This is a genomic window from Arthrobacter sp., from assembly GCF_048266065.1.
In the GTDB taxonomy this organism is placed as follows: Bacteria; Actinomycetota; Actinomycetes; order Actinomycetales; family Micrococcaceae; genus Arthrobacter_H.
Genome location: NZ_JBLXAH010000003.1, coordinates 168388 through 185390 on the forward strand (window position 1 = coordinate 168388; position 17003 = coordinate 185390).

The following is a 17003-nucleotide window of genomic DNA, read 5'->3' on the forward strand; positions in this document are numbered from 1 at the left end:
CTAGGGGTTTTTGGTGGAAAGATTTGCACTTCTTCCGCTATTCTCAAAAAGTGACTACTCCCACATGGAACCGGCCGGCCGGCGGAGCATCCCCGGACGGCACCACCGCGGAACTCGATGCCGAACTCGACTCGATTGCCCTGGGGCGGCGCATCCGCCACCTGCGCAAGGCGAAGGCGCTCACCCTGGATGGTCTGGGGGAGCTCGTCGGGGTGGCCCCCTCGCAGTTGAGCCTGATCGAGAACGGCAAGCGCGAGCCCAAGGTCTCCCTGCTCAAGCTGCTGGCCGGGGCCCTGGATACCGGGGTCGATGACCTGCTCGGCGCCGAGCCGCCGAGTCGCCGTGCAGCCCTGGAGATCGAATTGGAGAAGGCCCAGCGTGGCCCCCTGTATGGATCGCTGGGACTGCCGAAAGTCCGCGTCTCCTCGCGGTTGCCGATGGATGTCCTCGAATCCCTCGTCGGTCTGCAACACGAGCTGGAGCGGCGCCTCGAACAGCAGTCGGCCACCCCCGAGGAGGCCCGCCGGGCGAACACCGAGATCCGCACCGAAATGCGGGGGCGGAACAACCACTACCCGGAGCTGGAGAAGCAGGCCCAGGACCTGCTCGACGCCGTCGGCCACACCTCCGGCCCGCTGTCCCACCACGTCGCCGCCGACCTGGCCGAACACCTGGGTTTCGGGCTGCGGTTCGTGGGCAATCTGCCGCATTCGACCCGGTCGGTGACCGATTTGAAGAACCGCCAAATTTATCTGGTGCAGGGCTCACGCAGCGAGCACGACGCCCGTTCGGTGCTCCTGCAGGCGCTGGGGCACTACGTGTTGGGGCATGAGGCACCGCGTGACTACAGCGAGTTCCTGCGCCAACGCGTCTACACCAACTACTTTGCCGCGGCCCTGCTCATGCCGGAGAAGACCACCGTGGGATTCCTCGACGAGGCGAAGAAGAACAAGGCGCTGGCGATCGAGGACCTGCGCGACGCCTACGCGGTCTCCTACGAATCCGCGGCCCACCGGTTCACCAACCTGGCCACCGAGCACCTGGGCATCACCTGCCATTTCCAGAAGGTGCACGAGTCGGGCATCCTGCACAAGGCCTATGAGAACGACGGCGTCAACTTCCCCGCGGACCACACCGGGGCCATCGAGGGCCAGACCATCTGCAGGTACTGGACCAGCCGCGAGGTCTTCGAGGTCCCGGACAAGTTCCGCGCCTACGAGCAGTACACCGACACAGTGGTCGGCACCTACTGGTGCACCGCCCGGACCGAGCGGCACTCCTCGGGCACGTATTCGCTGAGCATCGGAGTGCCCTACGAACACGTGAAGTGGTTCCGCGGCCGGGACACCACCGAGCGCTCGAAATCCCGTTGCCCGGATGAGACCTGCTGCAAGCGGCCACCGGACAGCCTGTCCCGGCTCTGGGCCGGCCAGGCCTGGCCGGCGGCCCGCGCCAACTCGCACCTGCTCGCCGCGATGCCCTCGGGGGCCTTCCCGGGCGTGGACGAAACCGAGGTCTACGAATTCCTGCAGGCCCACGGCGGTTGAGCGCGGGACTGGAGCTGTCTCAGCCGCGGTCCAGCCAGGCCAGCACGGCCAACACCCGGCGGTGGTCATCGGGGCCGGGGGATAACCCCAGCTTGGTGAAGATCGCCGAGATGGTCTTCTCCACGGCCCCGGCACTGAGGAACAGGGTGGAGGCGATGGCCGCGTTCGTGCGGCCCTCCGAGATCAGGGCCATGACCTCGCGTTCGCGCCGGGTCAGCGTGGCCAACGGGGCGGCGGCCCGTTGGCTGAAGGCGGCGGAGATCACTTCCGGGTCCAGGACGACCCCGCCGGCTGCGATGCGCTGAAGCGCGCCGGTCATCTCCTCCAGCCGGGCGATCCGGTCCTTGAGCAGGTAGCCGAGCCCGCCGGTTCCCGCGGCCGATGCGCCGGCGAGCAGTTCGGTGGCATACGTGAGCTCGACGTACTGGGAGAGCACGAGGATCCCGATGCCTGGATGCTCCGCCCGGATCCGGGCGGCCGCGGCGAGGCCCTCGTGGCCGAACCCCGGGGGCATGCGGACGTCGGTGACGACGAGGTCCGGCAGGTGTTCGTCGACGGCTGCCAGCAACGACGCCTCGTCGCCGACGGCGGCGACCACCTCGGCGCCGCCTTCGCGCAACAGGCGTACGAGTCCTTCCCGGAGCAGGACCGAATCCTCGGCAAGCACGATGCGCATGCAGCCAGCGTACCGGCGCCTTCCCGCGCATCGTGCCCGGCGGGCGGGTTGCTCAGCCTCCGAACGGGATCCCCGCGGTGATGGTGGTGCCCTCGCCGTCGGGGGAGTCCACCTCCAGGGTGCCGTCGACGCCGGCCAGCCGGTCGCGCAGCCCGGCCAGCCCGGAACCCTTGCCCGGATGCGCTCCTCCAACTCCGTCGTCGTGCACTTGCAGTGTCAGGAAGCTGCCATCGGTGGACAACGCCAGGGTGCACTGGTTGGCGGAGGAGTGCTTGGCGGCATTCGTCAGCGCCTCGACCCCGGAGAAGTAGGCCGCCTGTTCAACGGGGGCCGGGAAGCGGCGGCCGGCGCCGGGGCCGATGCTGAGGGCCACGGGCAGGGGGGAGGTGGCTGCGGCTGCCTCGAAGGCGGCGACCAGGCCGCGGTCCGTGAGGATCGGCGGGGCGATGCCGCGGGAGAGGGCGCGGAGTTCGGCCAACGCGTCCTGCGAGTGGGAGAGCGCGGCGTCGATGAGCTCGCGTGTGGACTGGTCCTCCGGATCGATCCGGCGTTTGGCGGCTTCCAGGTCCATCGCCAGGCGCACCAGCCGCTGCTGGGGCCCGTCGTGGATGTCGCGTTCGATCCGGCGCAGCGTGCCCGCCTCGGCGGCGATCACCTGGGTGCGTGAACTGCTCAACCGGGTGGTCTCCTCGCGCAGGGCCCGCCGCTCGTTGGTCAGCAGCCCGACGGCGAGGGCGCGCTGGAGCAGGGCCAGGCCCCGGCTGATCGGGAACAGGGTCAGCAGGAACACGATGCCGAGTCCGAGCTGGATCCAGGGATGCCAGACCGGGGCAATGCCGAGCAGGTCCCAGACGTCCTCCTTGGGCTCCGGGATGAAGCGGTACCAGAACCATTGGGTGAGCCCGCCCAGGGCGCCGCCGATCCAGACGGTCGTCACCGAGAAGGCGAGAACGCGTACCGGGAACGACACGACGGCGTGGATCAGGTCCTTCCAGCGCTGGGCGTCGCCCAGCGGGCTGAGCAGGCGGCGCAGGACCGACCCGCCGGGATTCCGCCGGTAGTACGTAGGCGGCAGCGGCCCCGAGTTCCAACGCGCCAGGGCCCGCTCCCCGGCGGCCAGGAAACTGGCGGTGAAGAGTGCGCCAACGAGGACGAAGACGCCGACGTAGATGATGGCGGTGCCCACGCCCGCGGAGAACAGGGTGATCGCCAGGCTGAACGCGAGCACGCCGATGATCAGTGCCGCCAGGTTGTAGCCGATGTCCCGCCCGAGGTGGGAGAGGCGGGAGGGCGCTGCCGCGGGGGCCCGGTGGGTGCGGTTTCCACCGGCGGCTTCGGGTGGGGGATCGTCGTGGTCCATCGGTGAGGAGTCTAGCGCCGAGGGAAGATCCGGCAGGACGGTCATGGCTGGCCTTTCGCGGGAGGGAGGATGATCTTCCTCCATCCTTCCGGCCGCGGGTCCTGCGGTCTGCCGTGCCGGCCCCCGGTTCCTGCGGGGGTTAACCCCACTACCCGCCGGCCAGGCGGTGGGAGTCGGCGAGCAGCTCGCGCAGTTCGACATCGTCGATGGACTCCAGCCGGACCAGGACCAGCTGGGGGGACGAGTCGTGGTGGGGTGTCCAGAAGTAGGCGGCGGGGTCGGTGGCCGCCAGGGCCTCTCGTTCGGTGGTCTTCACGGTCAGCACCGTGTCGTCCCACATGCGCGCCATCAGCGTGCGGGCAAACCAGGCGGGACGGTTCCAACTCGGCCGTTCGACCACGCCGGGCAGGGCCAGGCAGAGGGCGCGGACCCTGGCTTCGGTGCTCATGCACCGACTGTGCGGTGTCCGCGGGCCCGGGTCAAGACCCGCCCCGCGGACACCGTGGGGCTATCCCGCGGGGCGCCGCTCGGGAGTGAGACCGGCACCGCGCAGCGCCTGGCCTGGTTCCCCGGGGGACGGCAGCGTGGTGCGCTTGCGGAACACGGCGCGCTGCCCGGTGCGCGGGCTCTTGGTCTCCGGGAGCGGACGGGGCACCCGGGGCGGCGCCTTGCCGAAGACGGACGGCTCGTCCGGGGTGCCTGCCTTGATGTGGTTGAAGATGATGTTCATCAGGATGGCCATGACGGCAGCCGAGCTGATGCCCGAGTGGAAGATGGTGCTGAACCAGGTGGGGAACTGGTCGTAGAAGGTCGGGGCGGCGATGGGGATCATGCCGAATCCGAGCGAGGTGGCGACGATGACCAGGTTCATGTTGTTCCGGTAGTCCACGGCGGCCAGGGTGCGGATGCCGCTGGCGGCCACCGTCCCGAACAGCACGACGCCGGCCCCTCCCAGCACCGCTGTCGGAACCGCCGCGACCACCCGCCCGAGCACGGGGAGCAGGCCCAACACGATCAGGATCACGCCGCCGGCACTGACCACGAACCGGCTCTTGATCCCGGTGATGGCCACCAGGCCCACGTTCTGGGCGAAGGCGCTTTGGGTGAAGGAGTTGAACAGGGGCGAGATCACGCTGGAGATCATGTCCGCGCGGAGTCCGTCGCCGATCCTGCGGGAGTCGACCTTGGTGTCCACGATCTCCCCGACGGCGAGGATGTCGGCGGTTGTCTCCGTCAGGGTCACCAGGATGACGATCAGCATGGAGATGATGGCCGGGAGCTCGAACGTCGGCGGGCCGAACGCGAACGGGGTCGGGAAGGCGAAGACCGGGCCGTTGCCGACGCTGGAGAAGTCGGCCATGCCGAAGACCAGGGCCACGACCGTGCCGATGACGATGGCCAGCAGGATCGACAGCCGCGAGACCGTGGCGCTGCCGAGCTTGCTCAACAACAGCACCACCAGCAGCGTCACCCCCGCCAGCGAGATGTTGGCGACCGAGCCGTAGTCCTCGGCCTTCGCGTTGCCGCCCATGGCCCAGTTGGCCGCAACCGGCATCAACGTCAGGCCGATGATGGTGATGACCGTTCCGGTCACCACGGGCGGGAAGAACCGGACGACCTTGGAAAAGACCGGCGTGATCAGCAGGCCCACGACCGAGGCGACGATCACGGCACCGAAGACCGACTGGATCCCGCCGCCGCCGGCGATGATGGCGGTCATGGTGGCGACCCCGGAGAAGGAGACGCCCTGGACCAGCGGCAGTTGCGAGCCGAAGAAGGGGATGCCCACGGTCTGCAGCACGGTGGCCAGCCCGCCGACGAAGAGGCAGGCGGCGATGAGCAGGCCGATGTCCGCCGAATCCATGCCGGCTGCCGCGCCGACGATCAGTGGTGGGGCGATGATGCCCCCGTACATGGTCAGGACGTGCTGGAATCCGTACGCGAAGGTCCTGCCCCACGGCAGGCGTTCGTCTTCGGGGCGCGCGGTGTTCGTGGCGCCGGATGTCTTGTGGTTCATGTGGTCACCTCTTGGCCGATACGTGGCTGGGAGCGGCGAGGACCCCGGATCCCGCAGCGCGGAACCCCCTTGTACCACCGACAATAAATCTCGCATGTCGGAAACAAGATCTCGTAATGAATAAAAGTGAACTAGATCACAGCCTGTGCTGTCAAGGGTTACGCCGTCTGGATCAGCCGACGGGCAGCGGAACTGTGCCGGGCGATGAGTGCCCCGATGTCCAGACCGGGGATGGCGCCGTCGACGACCCTCCACTGCCCGCCGACCATCACCCGGTCCGCCTGGTCCGACCCGCAGAGCAGCAGTGCGGCGATCGGATCGTGGCTGCCCGAGAAGCGCAGGGCGTCGAGGGTGAACAGCGCCAGGTCGGCCTGTTTGCCGGGCCGCAGCTCGCCGATGTCGCTGCGGCCGAGGGCCCGGGCCGAACCCCGGGTGGCCCACCCCAGGGCCTGTTCTGGGGTGACGGCCGCCGCCCCATAGCGCAGCCGCTGCAGGTAGAGTGCCTGCCGCGCCTCGAGGATCATGTTGGAGGCGTCGTTCGATGCCGACCCGTCGACCCCGAGCCCCACCGGTGAGCCGGCGGCCTCGAGCTCCAGGACCCGCGCCGTGCCGGAGGCCAGCCGCATGTTGGACGTCGGGCAATGCGCGACGGCGGTCCCCGCGGCTCCGAGCCGGGAGATCTCCTCGTCGCTGAAGTGGATCCCGTGGGCCAGCCAGGTGCGCTCGTCCAGCCACCCGACCGACTCCAGGTAGTCCACGGGGCGCTGGCCGAACATGCGCAGGCAGAAATCCTCCTCATCCAGTGTTTCGCCCAGATGGGTGTGGAGGCGAACATCGTGCCGGGCGGCCAGGGCCGCAGTGTCGGACATCAGCGAGCGGGTAACCGAGAACGGAGAGCAGGGGGCCAGGCCGATGTTGATGAAGGACCCCTCCCCACGCTCGTGGTACTGCCCGATGAGCCGTTCGCTGTCGGCCAGGATCACCTCCGGGTCCTGCACCGTCTGCTGGGGTGGCAATCCGCCGTCGTCCTCTCCCAGGGTCATGGATCCGCGGGTGAGCATGCCGCGCATGCCCAGCGAGCGCATGACCGAGACCTCGACGTCGATGGCCTGCTCCAGGCCGTCGGGGAAGAGGTAGTGGTGGTCCGCCGCGGTGGTGCAGCCGCTGAGCAGCAATTCGGCCAGTGCGACGGTGGTCGCCAGTTCCAAGCCGGCCGGGGTGAGACGTGCCCAGACCGGGTACAGATTGGTCAGCCAGGGGAAGAGTTCGGCGCTGGCCACCGGCGCCCAGGCGCGGGTGAGCGTTTGGTAGAAGTGGTGGTGGGTGTTGACCAACCCGGGCAGGAGCACGTGCCCGGAGGCATCGAAGACGTCCGTGCAGGGGGTGGCCGGCTGCTCTCCGGCGGCGAGGACCTCGACGATGGTCCCGTCCTGGATGACCAGGCCTCCGCCGGCATCGAGCTCATTGGCGGTGAAGGCGGCCAGCGGGTTCTTGATCCATGTTCGTGCTGTGGTGGCGTGCAAGGTCTGCTCCTTGGCTCGAAGGTGGACTTCGGGCCGGACGGCGACCGCCGGCTCATCGAAGCCAGCTCAGTGGTGCCTGTCTGCTGATCCAGGATCTGCACGCTGCAGATGGCAACCGAGCCTAGGGAACCGCCGCCGGGCCGTCAAGGGTTTCCTGGGGCCGGGCAGTGACCTGGTTCAAGGTGCCCTGTGGCGTGGAGGCGGCGGAACCAATGGCCCCACGAAGGATATGCCGAACTTAAGACGGCATAACCGGGAATTCCGACTTTTCCTGCAGCCGCTTTCGTGGCGCAGAACGGATTCCCGTCGAAAGTGCCTGGGTGGTTGAGGTTGACCGCGGGCTCGGGCAGGCTGGCCGGAGAGCTCTCAACCACGTCAAGGAGGACACCATGGTCACGCAGAAACCGGAACACGTCGTCATCGTGGGGGCCGGCATCGTCGGCCTGTCGACCGCCTGGTACCTCCAGGAACAGGGCACGCGCGTAACCATCGTGGACCGGACCGGGGTCTCCGCCGGGTCTTCCTGGGGCAACGCCGGCTGGCTCACCCCGGCACTGACCCTGCCGTTGAGCGAGCCGTCCGTCCTGACCTACGGGCTCAAGGCCATGTTCAACCCCAACTCCCCGCTGTACATCCCGCCGACGACCGATCCGTCGCTGCTGCGCTTTTTGATCGGCTTCGCCCGGCATTGCACCCCCGGCAAATGGCGCGAGGCCATGAAGGTCTTCAGCGAGATCGGAGCCACCGGGCTCGATGCCTTCGCGGAGATCACCGAGGGGACCAACTCCGTCGCCGAACCGACGAAGCCTGCGGAACCCTTTCTGGCCGCGTTCGCCAGCGACAAGGACCGCGAAGGACTCGTCCACGAGTTCGAAGGCATCCGGCAGGCCGGCGGAACGGTCGACTTCGACCTGATGTCAGGAGAGGAGATCCGCGGGCTGGAGCCGACGCTGGGCTCCGACGTCGTGGCAGGCGTGAAGATCCACGGGCAGCGCTTCATCAACCCGCCGAACTTCGTGGAATCCCTGGCTGCATCCGTCCGCGGGCGCGGCGGGGAGATCATCGACGGCTTCAGTGTGACCAACGTGGAGGAACACGGCCGGAGCGTCACCGTCACCGGTTCCAGCGGACGGAGCATCACGGCGGACTCCGTGGTGCTGGCCACCGGCGCCTGGCTCGGTAGCCTGGCCCGCCGTTTCGGCGTCCGCCAGGTGGTCCAGGCCGGCCGCGGCTACAGCTTCACCGTCAAGCCCGATGCCATGCCCACCCACCCGATCTACTTCCCGGCCCAACGCGTGGCCTGCACCCCGCTCGGGGACCGCTTCCGCGTGGCCGGCATGATGGAGTTCCGCAACGCCGACGCGCCGCTGGACCCCCGTCGGATCCAGGCAATCATCAACGCCTCTTCGCCGATGTTCACCGGCATCGACTGGGAGGATCGCCAGGAGGAATGGGTCGGTGCCCGGCCGTGCACCGCCGATGGGCTGCCGCTGATCGGTGCCACGAAGTCCTCGCGGGTGCACGTCGCCGGTGGTCACGGCATGTGGGGTGTTGCCCTGGGTCCCCTCACGGGCAAGATGCTTGCCGCAGAGATGACCGGGCAGCCGGTATCGGCGCTGATGCGCCACTTCAACCCGCTGCGCTGAGGCGCAGGTCCGGCCGGTGTCATCGCTCCAGGTGGGCGCGGACGCCCAGGCCGTCGGCCGACAGCCAGTCCTTCGACGTGGCGTAGGCGATCATGTCGTCGAACCCCGCCTCCCAGCCGGCTTCCTGTCCCGTGCCTGCTTCCCGGAGCGCGGCGATGGACAACCAGGCATGCTCGCCGTCCAGCTGTCCCCAGCCGGCGGTCTCGAGCGCGGAAGCCACATCGGCATCGGCAATGGCTGGTGCAATGACCTTGAGTTCACGCAGGTTCCCCACATCGCGGAGGGTGGCATGGCCGGTGGTGTCGATGTCCACGTACATGCGGCCATCCTATGGGTGCCGGGCGGACAAATTGCCGAGCACCTGTTGTGGAAGCGGACGTAGGCTGGGGTCTGCAGGCAACGAAAGGAAGGGAAGTCATGGCAGCCAAGAAACGATGCAAGGACCTCGGCACCGGTGGCAAGATCGGCGTCACGCTCCTCGGAGCCGCGCAGGTGGCGCTGCAGGGGGCCGCGCTGAAGGACCTCAAAGGCCGGCCCGCGGCCCAGGTGAAGGGACCCAAACTGATGTGGTTCGCCGTCAGTTTCATGAACTTCGGCGGCCCGATCGCCTACTTCCTCATCGGCCGCAAGAAGTAGGACGCGTCAGGCGCCGACCCGGTCGACCGGGACCACCCTGACATCGCCCAGAGCGCCATTTTCGGCGGCTGCCCTGAACGAGCTCAAGGGCCGTCCCGCAACACGGCCCAAGGATTCCCAGCTGTTGTGGTTCGCCGTCGGCCTTCTGGACTTCGGCGGTCCGAGCGCCCACTTCCTGGTCGGGTGCCGTAGGAAATAGCTGGGTCAGTTGGTCTCCGGATGCCCCGCTTCACCTGCGTGGCGTCCGGGTCAGCCGTGGTCGACAGCTTCGACCGCGGCGGCCATGGACCGTAGCTGGCGACGGTAAACCGCAGCGGGGTGGTCCTCTCGAACCCGTTTTTGTCCCGGTTCGTAAATGCGTTCGCGGAGTGTCGCCGACCCGTCATAGTCATTCCAATAGCGTCCACGCGCTTGTAGTTCCGGGACCACCAGATCGATGAAGTCCGCAAACGTTCCTGGTGTCGTGACGTAGGCGATGTTGAACCCGTCTATGTCGGCAACATCCATCCAACGCTCCAATTCGTCGGCCACCGTCTGCGGCGAGCCGACGAACACAGGTCCCATTGCGCCGATCGTCACGAACTTCACGACTTCTCGGGCCGTCCATGTCCGGTCCGGATCGGCCGAGGAAAAGATTTCCAAGGCAAAGCGGGCCGAGTCCGTGTCCACATACTGAAGGGGGTCGTCGGGGTCAAGCGTCGAGAGGTCGATACCGGTGATACCGGCATAGAACGCCAGTGCCCCTTCATAGTCTGCCCACGTGAGGAATTCTTCGTACTTCGCCCGGGCCTCGGCATCGGTGGGGGCAACGACAGTCGCGATCTCCGTGTAGATCTTCACGCTGCGGGGATCGCGGCCTTCCTTGGCGGCGACTGCCCGGATGTCGTCGACGTATTTGCGGAGTACCTCGGCAGTCGGGGCCACGGTGAAGACGGCCTCGGCATGTTTTGCGGCGAAGGCACGGCCCCGACTTGAGGTGCCCGCCTGCCAGATGACCGGAGTGCGTTGTGGTGAAGGTTCAGAGAGATGGATTCCCGGGACCGAAAAGTGCTTGCCACGGTGGTTGATGGGATGGACCTTGGACGGGTCTGCGTACACCTGGTGGTCCCGATCCGCGACCACGGCATCGTCTTCCCACGACCCTTCCCAGAGCTTGTAGCAGACGTCGATGACTTCATCGGCGAGTTCGTACCGTTCGTCATGGGACAGCTGGCGTTCCATCCCCAGATTTCGAGCGGCACCGTCCAAGTACGAAGTCACGACGTTCCATGCCACACGTCCACGTGTGAGGTGGTCCAAGGCGCTGAACCGCCGTGCGAGGGCGTAGGGCTGCTCGTAGGTGGCCGAGACGGTGATGCCGAATCCGAGGTTCTTGGTAGCGGCAGCCATGGCCGAGACTTGAAGCATCGGGTCGTGGACCGGGACCTGCATCGCCCGGCGGACAGAGGCATCGTGTGAGCCCTCGTAGGTGTCGTATACACCTAAGACGTCCGCAATGAACAGTCCGTCAAACTTCCCGCGCTCGAGGAGTTTGGCCAGGTCAATCCAGTAGTCCAAGTCGTTGTAGCGCGTGGATTCATCGGTTGGATGGGCCCACAGCCCAGGAGATTGATGCATGATGCAGGTCATGTCGAAGGCGTTGAATCGAATCCGTGATTTTTCCATGGGCTACTTTCGTCGTGGGCCAGACGGCTTCGCAAGGCCGAACGCGAGGACCGGCGTGGGGTGCACCCATCGAATCTCCTAGCCCGTACCGGCCGCAAGGGTGCCTACATACGAAGTCACACTGGCCCACCACGGTGCTTGGAAGCGTTGTTGCCCGTCAGGCGGTGACCCGGTCGACCGGGACGACCCTGACATCGCCCAGCACGCCGTCGTCGGCGACAGCCGTCATGTAGGTGCACACCGGCTGCCGGCGCCGGTCCGTAGGCGAGCCCGGGTTCAGCAGGCGCAGCCCGGTGCCGGCGGTGGTGTCCCACGGGATGTGGCTGTGCCCGAAGACCAGCACATCGGTGTCCGGAAACCGCTCGGCACAGCGCTTTTCCCGCCCCGTGGCAGCACCGGTCTCATGGGTCATGGCGAACCTGATGCCCTCGATCTCGACCCGCGCGGTTTCGGGAAGCCGGGAGTGCAGCTCGTCGCCGTCGTTGTTGCCCCACACCCCGACCAGCCGCCTGCAACGCAACTGGAGCTCGTCCAGCAGGGCCGGTTCGACCCAGTCCCCGGCATGGAAGACGACGTCGGCCGCCTCCAGTTCCTGCCAGAGATCCGGATGTAGTCCGCGGGCGCGCTTCGGGAGGTGGGTATCGGCGATCAGGACCAGGCGGGTGCTCATGCCGGCATCCTCCCACGAACCGCCGCGCCGGTGCGGGCGCGATGCACCGCGTAGGCGGCCAGCCAGGCCACTGCCAGTTCCAGGACGATGACCAGCAGCATGAGCGGGCCATGATCGGCACCCGACGTCCCGGCCGCCGCGAGGTGGGAGCCGCCGTGGTGCATCGCGTGCATGCCCATCCCGCCCGGCATCCCCAGGGCCATGACCGCGTGGGCCAGCGCCATGGTGATCGACATGCCGATCAGGACCACCGGGCCCCGGCAGCCCGGGCGGAGGATGGAGTGGACGGCGCATCCCGCGCAGGACACCGCCATGACCGCCAGCACGAGGCCCAGGACCCAGCCGTGGCCGCCGTCGGAGAGCATCTGCACATGGGCCAGCACCGACGCGGCCGTCAGTGCTGCGGCGGCCAGCCGGGCCCAGCCGCCGGGCGTTCCGGCCGGCCGCGGCGTCCCCGGTGCACGAAGGGTGATCCCGGCGGGGGCCGGAGCTCTCCAGGCCGACATGGCTACTGGTGGCAGGAGCTGCCGGCCCCCGGCGCGGGGACGTCGAGCACGGGGGAGCGGTCGAAGAAGCCCTCGGGCCGCAGCTTGAAGCCCACGGTATCCACGGGCATGATCGGCCAGTCCTCGGTGCGCGGGAAGTGCGTGAGCCCGAAGGTGTGCCACACGACGACGTCCTGGCCATCGAGGTCCCGGTCCGCTTCGATCCAGGCGGGGATGCCGGCGCCACCGGGGTGCTGGTTGACGAAGTCGCCGGTGGGGTAGCGCTGGGAGTCGTCGTGCCGGGTCACCCACAGCGCCTTGGAGGCAAACGTCGCCCGGCGGTGGATCGAGGAGTCATCGTCCGCCAACAGGGTGGGCTGGCCCTGCGGGTGGAGCTTGTAGCCGACGGGTTCGCCGAGCCGGTTGGTGGCCTGCGGATTCTGCACCAGCCAGGTGCGTGCCACCTCGGGTTTGGCGTCGCGGGCTGCCTGGGATTCGGTGGCCAGCACGGTGCGGCTGCGGGTGAAGGCGTTGCCGCGCGGGTTTTCCGGGCCCCGGGGGACGCGCACTGCGTCCTCTTCGAGCACCCGGCTGGCGCCGCCGTCCAGGGCGAAGTCCAGCCGTGCGCCGAAGAGGTGCTGGTGGAATGGGGCTCCGAGGCCCGGTGCCATCTCGGAGGCGTAGGGGTAGTCGCCGCCGGGGTGCGCGCTGGTGAAGACGACGCCGGTGGCCTTGGCCTCGAACTCGATGGTGCCGTCCAGGTAGAGGTACCAGTAGAAGCCGTAGTCGTAGTTGCCGACGGTGGTGAAGAAGGAGATGACCAGACGGCGGTTGCGGCGCGTGTAGTTGATCCCGCTCCACAAATCCGAGTGCTTGGCCAGGATGGAGGCGTCCTCCTCGTGCAGGCAGATGCCGTTGGCGATGGTGCGCGGATTGCCCAGGGCGTCGGCCACGGTGGGGGAGAGGTAGTGGATCTCGCCCAGGCAGTCGCAGCCCAGCTCCAGCGAGTTCGCGAACTGCCCGACCAGGTATTCGCCCGTGTCGAAGTAGTTCTGCCAGCTGCGCACCGGCGACGGGTCGCCGTAGGGCACCACCATTTCGGCGATGGAGGCGCGGTTGAGGATGCGCCGCGTGCGGCCCTGGTCCTCGAAGCCGATGTTGTGCAGCACCAGTCCCTCGCGCACGTCGAAGCCGATGTCCAGGGACCACTTCTCCCACTCGATGTGGTTGCCGTTCGTGACGGTGAAGCTCGGGCCCTCGGGCTGGGTGATCTCGATGGGCTTCTGCGTGGTGCGCACCGGCCCGGTCAGCTCCGGATCCGTGTAGTTGCCGTGTTCGGCAGGGACGGGCACGACGGCGATGTCCAGGACCTGGTCGACCGTCTTGTTGGTGACATCCACGTAGGCGACGAGCCCGTCGACGGGGTGGGCCCAGGCCGAATCCCCGGGGTGTTCCTGGACGAAGGCCAGTCCGCGCAGGATGCGCCGACCCGCCTCGTCCGGGTACTCGAACACGCCAGCCGACAGCGGGGCGACGCGGACCTTCTCGACGTCGAGCCCGCGCTTGTCCAGGGCGGCGAGCCACTCGGGGTGGGTGGAGAGGATCTGCTCGACCACCTCGAACTCCTCCTCCAACACCGGCAGTTCGCCGGTCTCGGCGGTGTCCAGCTCCGTTGCCGTCAGAACGGTGTTGGCGGTGGCGCTGACCGTCAGGTCGCGCGCCGGACCGCCGGCCGTGTCCAGGGTGAAGACGCGGAAGATCCGCTCGACGGCCGCGTCGTCCGCCTGGTTGCGGGGCGGGTCCACCAGCCCGAGGTAGGCGATGCGGGAGGAGTCGGGGAAGTACCCGCCCTCGCGGAGGATGGTGACCACTGAAGTGATCTCCGCGGGGGTCGGCAGCGTGAAGACGCCGATCGTGTCGGTAGCAGTGGCAGTGGTCGGGGATTCGTGGCAGGAGGGGCTCATGGGGGGTGCCTTTCGCTGGGAAGCGATGCATCGAAAAGTGGTGCACGTCACTTCTTTTTTCTATGACTGTAGATAATACGGGTCGCATAGGCTGGTGGCAAGACCCCCCGGCCTGGCGGGGGCGAGTGGAAGGTGGACCCGGGTGCCCAAGATCGTCGATCACGACAGGCGCCGCATCGAGCTGGTCGAGGCGACGTGGAGGATCATTGCGCGGCTGGGACTCGAGCGCGCGACCATGCGCGAGATCGCCGAGGAGGCGGGCTTCGCCAACGGGGCGCTGAAGCCCTATTTTCCGACCAAGGGCGAACTGGTCCAGGCGACCTTCGAGTATGTCTTTGCGCGGACCAATGAGCGGATCCGTGCCGCCACCGGGGGGCTGGAGGGGCTGGCCGCACTGCGTGCCTTCTGCCGCGAGGTCCTTCCGTTGGATGCCACCCGGCTGGACGAGGCGCGCATCGTGGTGCCGTTTTGGCACGTGGCCATCCATGACCGGGCGAAGGCCCAGCTGAACGACGGCTCGATGGCGGTGTGGCGCGAGTGGATGTCCGGTTGGCTCGAGCAGGCCCGGCAGGCAGGGGAGGTGCGGGCGTCCGTGGTGGTCGCCCCGGCGGTCGAAGTGCTGCTCACCTATCTGCTCGGTGCCCAGGTGACCGCAACGCTGGACCCGGAGCACGCGGCTCCGTCGGGACTGCGGCGCCATCTGGATGCCCACCTGGACCTGCTCGCCACTTGATCCGTTTTTCGACAAACGGAGAAAATAGTGACTTTCCGGCGGGAACGGCGTATCTTGACAGCAATGTGACACCCATCACCGAGCGACAGGAGCATCATGACGGTGACGGCCTCCCACTCCCTGGCCCACCGGGCGGAAGACTTTGCCCGGTGGCGTGAAATCGTCTCGGCGTCCTTCGTCCCGTTGGAGGCAGACCCCGTCGGCCCCGGCCCCTTCGCCGGCCAGGTCTCCGGCCGGGAACTGCACGACCTGGCTGTCATCGAGGTCGACGCCATGGCCCACCGGGTCCGGCGCACTCCGGCGCTCATCAGCGACGGCGGAACCGGCTACTACAAGGTCAGCCTGCAACTCAGCGGCCAGGGTTTCATTGTCCAGGACGGACGGGAAGCGGTTCTCGCCCCGGGGGATGTGGCCATTTATGACACCGAGCGCCCCTACACGCTGAGCTTCCACGAGGAGTTCTCCACGCTGGTGCTCATGTTCCCCAAGCGCCTGATCGGGTTGGACGACGTGGACCTCTCGGTGCTGACCGCCCAGCGGCTGGGGGCGGACGACCCGGTCGCCGGTGCGCTGGTGTCCTGCATCGCCCGGATCGGTGACGTGCTGCCCACGGTGGACGAGGCCATCGGATATCGGCTGGCACGCAACGCGGTCGACCTGCTCGGCACCATCCTGGCCACCGAGGTGCACAGTGGGCCCCGCTTGGGGGATTTCGAACAGAAGCTGCAGCTCCAGCGGATCAAGGACCACATCGAACAGCACCTCGCGGATCCAACGCTGGCGCCGGGTGGCATTGCCGCTGCACACTTCATCTCGGCACGGACCCTGCACAAGCTGTTCGAACCCACCGGGACCACCGTCGCCGCATGGATCCGCCGTCGTCGCCTGGAGAACGCCCACCGGGAACTGCTGGACCCGCTGTTGTCGGGGATGCCCGTGGGCATCATCGGCGCCCGCAGCGGACTTCCCGACGCCGCGCACTTCAGCCGGGTGTTCCGCGCCGAATACGGCTACGCTCCGAGCTCGCTGCGCACCGCAGCCTGAACACTGCGGGGTCCGTCCGGGCTACTTCTTCCACTTCCGCTCCGGCGGCGTCCACGTGGACAGGCGCGCCAGGAGCTCGTCGACATCGGTGCCGACGATCAGCGCGTCCCGATACGCGGACGCCAGGAAGCCCCGCTGGACCATGGAGTCGATCATGGCCAACAACGGATCCCAGAATCCGTCGACGTTGAACAGGGCCACCGGCTTGGCGTGGATGCCCAGGTGCTGCCACGTCCAGGCCTCGAAGAACTCCTCCAGGGTCCCCGCGCCTCCGGGCAGGGCGACGAACGCGTCCCCGAGTGAGGCCATCCGCTCCTTGCGCTCGTGCATGGTGCCCACGATCTCCAGGTGGGTCAACCCGGTATGTGCGGTCTCCCCGTCCACGAGTGCCTGGGTGATGACCCCGTGGACCCGCCCACCGGCCTCGAGGGCGGCATCGGCGACCCGGCCCATGAGGCCGACGTGCCCACCGCCGTAGACGATCCCGACCCCCCGGCGGGCCAACCCGGCGCCGAGCCGGTCGGCGGCCAGCCCATAGGCCGGCCCATCGCCGGTCTTCGAGCCGGTGAAGACAACGATGTTTCCCGGCAGGGGGCGTGCAGCGCCGGTGATGGCCGGCAGGACGTGTTCGGCCAACAGCGGGGCCAGATCCGCAGGCCACGGCGCCGAGGCATCCAGCCAGCGCAGTTCGGCGATCTCCGCCGTCGCGCTCGGCTCGGCCTGCGAGGGGTGCTCGAAGACCGTGGCCACCAGATCGAAGCCGGGCTCGTTGGCTGCGGCACATCGGAAGGTGCCGATCTCCCGCAGCCCTTCAGGATCCAGCTGGACGCCGATCTCCTCGGCGCACTCGCGCAGTGCCGTGTCGGCCGCCGACTCCCCGGCCTCGGGTTTGCCGCCGGGGAACATGAATCGTTCCGTCCCGGTCTTGCGCACGGTGAGCACCTCTCCGGCGGCATTGCGCAGGACGACGGCGCTGACATGGATGATCTGCTCGGCTTCGCTGTTCACCCTCCAACGCTATCGGCAGATGCCCCTGC

At 68.0% G+C, this 17003-nt stretch carries 16 protein-coding genes; 5 read left to right on the forward strand and 11 right to left on the reverse strand.

Annotation, left to right across the window (positions count from 1 at the left end; genetic code table 11):
* Nucleotides 1-23 precede the first annotated feature (23 nt).
* The gene (locus ACN0TP_RS06295) at nt 24-1547 is read left to right on the forward strand and encodes a helix-turn-helix domain-containing protein (RefSeq protein ID WP_417217801.1); all 1524 of its coding nucleotides are present in this window, start codon (nt 24-26) and stop codon (nt 1545-1547) included.
* Between the two features lie 19 nt (nt 1548-1566).
* Here the strand turns inward: ACN0TP_RS06295 and ACN0TP_RS06300 are convergent, their stop codons facing one another.
* The 5 genes from ACN0TP_RS06300 to ACN0TP_RS06320 form a co-directional block, all read right to left on the reverse strand.
* Nucleotides 1567-2223 carry a response regulator transcription factor gene (locus tag ACN0TP_RS06300; protein ID WP_417217802.1) on the reverse strand — a complete coding sequence of 219 codons (657 nt, stop codon included), beginning with the start codon at nt 2221-2223 and terminating at the stop codon, nt 1567-1569.
* Between the two features lie 52 nt (nt 2224-2275).
* On the reverse strand, nt 2276-3583 hold the full coding sequence (locus ACN0TP_RS06305; protein WP_417217804.1) for a sensor histidine kinase: 1308 nt from the start codon (nt 3581-3583) through the stop codon (nt 2276-2278).
* Between the two features lie 148 nt (nt 3584-3731).
* Nucleotides 3732-4031: an MmcQ/YjbR family DNA-binding protein gene (locus tag ACN0TP_RS06310; protein WP_417217806.1), complete on the reverse strand. Its 300-nt coding sequence runs from the start codon at nt 4029-4031 to the stop codon at nt 3732-3734.
* A gap of 60 nt (nt 4032-4091) precedes the next feature.
* Nucleotides 4092-5600 carry a nucleobase:cation symporter-2 family protein gene (locus tag ACN0TP_RS06315; protein ID WP_417217808.1) on the reverse strand — a complete coding sequence of 503 codons (1509 nt, stop codon included), beginning with the start codon at nt 5598-5600 and terminating at the stop codon, nt 4092-4094.
* Nucleotides 5601-5758: 158 nt separating this feature from the next.
* Nucleotides 5759-7123 carry an 8-oxoguanine deaminase gene (locus ACN0TP_RS06320; RefSeq protein ID WP_417217809.1) on the reverse strand — a complete coding sequence of 455 codons (1365 nt, stop codon included), beginning with the start codon at nt 7121-7123 and terminating at the stop codon, nt 5759-5761.
* A gap of 389 nt (nt 7124-7512) precedes the next feature.
* On the opposite strand from ACN0TP_RS06320, the gene ACN0TP_RS06325 reads away from it, so the two are divergent.
* On the forward strand, nt 7513-8769 hold the full coding sequence (locus ACN0TP_RS06325) for an NAD(P)/FAD-dependent oxidoreductase (RefSeq protein WP_417217811.1): 1257 nt from the start codon (nt 7513-7515) through the stop codon (nt 8767-8769).
* A 19-nt stretch (nt 8770-8788) separates the two neighbouring features.
* Here the strand turns inward: ACN0TP_RS06325 and ACN0TP_RS06330 are convergent, their stop codons facing one another.
* Entirely contained in the window at nt 8789-9088 is a 300-nt protein-coding gene (locus ACN0TP_RS06330; protein WP_417217812.1) for a hypothetical protein, read from the reverse strand.
* 98 nt (nt 9089-9186) lie between these two features.
* Here ACN0TP_RS06330 and ACN0TP_RS06335 point away from each other — a divergent pair, with 98 nt between their 5' ends.
* The gene (locus ACN0TP_RS06335; RefSeq protein ID WP_417217813.1) at nt 9187-9405 is read left to right on the forward strand and encodes a PLDc N-terminal domain-containing protein; all 219 of its coding nucleotides are present in this window, start codon (nt 9187-9189) and stop codon (nt 9403-9405) included.
* Between the two features lie 249 nt (nt 9406-9654).
* On the opposite strand, the gene ACN0TP_RS06340 is transcribed toward ACN0TP_RS06335, so the two are convergent.
* The 4 genes from ACN0TP_RS06340 to ACN0TP_RS06355 all read right to left on the reverse strand — a co-directional run bounded on the left by ACN0TP_RS06340 (nt 9655) and on the right by ACN0TP_RS06355 (nt 14189).
* Nucleotides 9655-11070: an LLM class flavin-dependent oxidoreductase gene (locus tag ACN0TP_RS06340; protein ID WP_417217814.1), complete on the reverse strand. Its 1416-nt coding sequence runs from the start codon at nt 11068-11070 to the stop codon at nt 9655-9657.
* Between the two features lie 157 nt (nt 11071-11227).
* Nucleotides 11228-11740 (reverse strand): metallophosphoesterase family protein, encoded by a 513-nt coding sequence (locus ACN0TP_RS06345; protein WP_417217816.1) that lies wholly within the window; start codon nt 11738-11740, stop codon nt 11228-11230.
* Nucleotides 11737-12246: a hypothetical protein gene (locus ACN0TP_RS06350; protein ID WP_417217818.1), complete on the reverse strand. Its 510-nt coding sequence runs from the start codon at nt 12244-12246 to the stop codon at nt 11737-11739. Before ACN0TP_RS06350 ends, ACN0TP_RS06345 begins: the two co-directional genes overlap by 4 nt.
* Before the next feature lie 2 nt (nt 12247-12248).
* Nucleotides 12249-14189 carry a primary-amine oxidase gene (locus ACN0TP_RS06355; protein WP_417217820.1) on the reverse strand — a complete coding sequence of 647 codons (1941 nt, stop codon included), beginning with the start codon at nt 14187-14189 and terminating at the stop codon, nt 12249-12251.
* A gap of 142 nt (nt 14190-14331) precedes the next feature.
* Between ACN0TP_RS06355 and ACN0TP_RS06360 the strand changes: the two genes are divergently transcribed.
* Nucleotides 14332-14922, forward strand: a complete 591-nt coding sequence (locus ACN0TP_RS06360) for a TetR/AcrR family transcriptional regulator (protein WP_417217822.1) — start codon at nt 14332-14334, stop codon at nt 14920-14922.
* 96 nt (nt 14923-15018) lie between these two features.
* Nucleotides 15019-15966, forward strand: coding sequence for a helix-turn-helix domain-containing protein (locus ACN0TP_RS06365; RefSeq protein WP_417217824.1), 948 nt, complete (start codon nt 15019-15021; stop codon nt 15964-15966).
* Between the two features lie 21 nt (nt 15967-15987).
* On the opposite strand, the gene ACN0TP_RS06370 is transcribed toward ACN0TP_RS06365, so the two are convergent.
* A complete protein-coding gene (locus ACN0TP_RS06370; RefSeq protein ID WP_417217825.1) occupies nt 15988-16974 on the reverse strand; it encodes a TIGR00730 family Rossman fold protein in 987 nt (328 codons plus the stop codon).
* Between the last annotated feature and the right edge of the window lie 29 nt (nt 16975-17003).